The 2,176-nt window shown below is 70.7% G+C and carries 3 protein-coding genes and 1 pseudogene; 2 read left to right on the top strand and 2 right to left on the bottom strand.

All coding sequences use genetic code 11. The features are described 5' to 3' along the window. Window positions 1–198: 198 nt before the first annotated feature. Window positions 199–849, bottom strand: coding sequence for an FMN-dependent NADH-azoreductase (locus EST54_RS33730; RefSeq protein WP_129251466.1), 651 nt, complete (start codon window positions 847–849; stop codon window positions 199–201). 125 nt (window positions 850–974) lie between these two features. Between EST54_RS33730 and EST54_RS33725 the strand changes: the two genes are divergently transcribed. Next, entirely contained in the window at window positions 975–1,337 is a 363-nt protein-coding gene (locus EST54_RS33725; protein WP_129251465.1) for a winged helix-turn-helix transcriptional regulator, read from the top strand. 63 nt (window positions 1,338–1,400) lie between these two features. Here the strand turns inward: EST54_RS33725 and EST54_RS33720 are convergent, their stop codons facing one another. Continuing rightward, on the bottom strand, window positions 1,401–1,835 hold the full coding sequence (locus EST54_RS33720; protein WP_129251464.1) for a MarR family winged helix-turn-helix transcriptional regulator: 435 nt from the start codon (window positions 1,833–1,835) through the stop codon (window positions 1,401–1,403). Between the two features lie 49 nt (window positions 1,836–1,884). On the opposite strand from EST54_RS33720, the pseudogene EST54_RS35150 reads away from it, so the two are divergent. Next, window positions 1,885–2,176: pseudogene (locus EST54_RS35150) on the top strand (ABC transporter permease); the annotation flags it as partial.

Here is a 2,176-nt window from a genome sequence, read left to right as displayed (position 1 = left end):
GGGGCGCTGCCCCCGGGGCGGGCATGTGGAGCGGTCTGCGAGGGGGTTCCGCGAAGACGGTGGCGGTGGCGGGGCCGGATGGCTGCGCGGGGGCGTGGAGGCCGTGTCCGGGCTGGGCTGCGCGGGGGTGCGGGGGTCGTGTCCGGCAGCCCCGCCCGGTCCCGCCCGGTCTCGCCGGTCCCGCGGGTCGGGCCGTCCTCAGGCGGCGAGGCGCTCGGCGAGGGCCTTGGCCTTGGTCTTCGCGTCCTCGTGAGCCTTGTCGCGGGAGGTCTCGTACAGCGGGATCAGCTCGGCCATCGCCGGGTTGTTGGGGGCCATGGTCAGCTCGGGGACGATGAAGTCGACATCGAGGCCCAGCCCGCCGCTCAGCACGGCCTCCAGGTAGTTCTGGACGTACTCGAAGGGCTCACGGGGCGTGCCCGGCGCGTAGGAACCGCCGCGGCTGGCGACGACGGTGACCGGGGTGCCCTTGGCGGACGGCTGCTCGCCCGAGGTGCGGCCCATGAGGATCACCTGGTCGAGCCACGCCTTGAGCGTGGAGGGGATCGTGAAGTTGTACATCGGTGCGCCGATGACGATCGCGTCGGCCTGCTCCAGCTCCTCGGCGAGCTCGACGCGCAGCGCGAAGGCGGCCCGCTGCTCGGGGGAGTGGGTGGCCGGGTCGGAGAAGCCGGCGGAGGCGCCGACCGCGTCGAGGTGCGGCAGCGGGTCGGCAGCCAGATCGCGGTGGATCACGGTGCCGTCGGGGTGCTGCGCCTCCCATGCCTTGCGGAAGGCCGCGGTGACCGAGCGGGAGGCGGAGCCGCCCTCGGGGAAGACGGAGGAGTCGATGAGCAGAAGCGTGGCCATGGGGATCGGTCCTTCGGTTCGCGGCCGGCGGTGCGCGACCATTGGTTGAATTCCGTACGTCCCTATTAATAGCACAGTAGCTTACTTTTCTGCAGTAGCCAACCGGAGGGCGGTACTCTGGGTGTATGGCGGACCACGGCGAGGCGATGTGCAGGCAGGTCGACGGCGGTACGACGCGCGTCTTCGAGCTGTTCGGGAAGCGCTGGACGGGGCTGATCGTCGCCACTCTCATGCCGGGTCCGGTGCACTTCGCCGATCTGCGGCGGGCCATTCCCGGGATCAGTGAGCGGATGCTCTCCGACCGTCTGATGGAGCTGTCGGCGACCGGCCTGGTCGTGCGCGAGGTGGATGCGGGGCCGCCGCTGCGGGTCTCCTACCGGCTGACGGAGGCCGGGCTGGCGTTGGAGCCCTCGCTCAAGGAACTGGCGCGGTGGGCGGAGACGTATCTCACCGACGGCGGGCAGTGCCCGGAACGGTTCCGGCAGTAGGGGGCGGGTGCCTCGTGCGGGGGTGCCCTCTCTGTCGTGATCCCTCTGCCGTGATCCCTGTCGTTATCCGTGGCGTTCCTGGGCGGCGTTGTAGCGCTGCAGGTACGTCGCGAAGCGGTCGAGGTCGTCCTCGTTCCAGTCCGCCAGCCGCTCGCGGAATGCCTGGCGGCGGCTGGCGGTGACGTTGGCGAGTACCTGGGCGCCCTTGTCGGTGGGGTGCAGTACCTGGACGCGGTGGTCGTCCGGGTCGATCCGGCGCTCGACGAAGCCGAGGTTCTCCAGCGCGGCGATCTGCCGGCTGACGGTGGACTTGTCCAGGAGGTAGTGCGCGGCGAGGTCCGTGGCGCGGCATCCCTGCTGGTCATCGAGGTGCGCCAGCAGGGTGTAGGAGACCAGTGACAGCTCGGGATGCATCCGGGCGGCGCTCGCGCGGGCCCGGCGGGCGAACGCGGTCATCTCCAGCTGGATGGTCTCGACGGAGTCGTCGCGGTGGGCCACGGGTCGCTTTTCGTAGATCTAGTAGATCTAGTTGTGTAGTGCGACGTTGATGTATCCGGGCGCCTTCGCCAACCCGGCGCCGCGCCACCTGCCCGTCGCGGTCGTCGGATCGGGCCGCAGCGCACAGCTGCTCGCCCAGTCGATCAACGACAAGGCGGGCGGTGCCCTGGAGGTCCGGACCGTCGGAGACCGGTCTGCGGCGGTTGACCGGCTCAAGCGTCAGGAGATCTTCGGCGCGTATGTGAGCAACGCCCATGGGACGAAAGGCGCTTCCGGTGGGGCAGGCGCGGCAGCGGGCTCGGGTGCGCAGGGGGCTGCGCGCGGGGTGCGTACAGCGGGTG

The sequence above is a fragment of the Streptomyces sioyaensis genome (genome assembly GCF_004122735.1).
GTDB lineage: Bacteria > Actinomycetota > Actinomycetes > Streptomycetales > Streptomycetaceae > Streptomyces > Streptomyces sioyaensis.
This window is presented reverse-complemented; position numbering and strand designations above follow the sequence as displayed.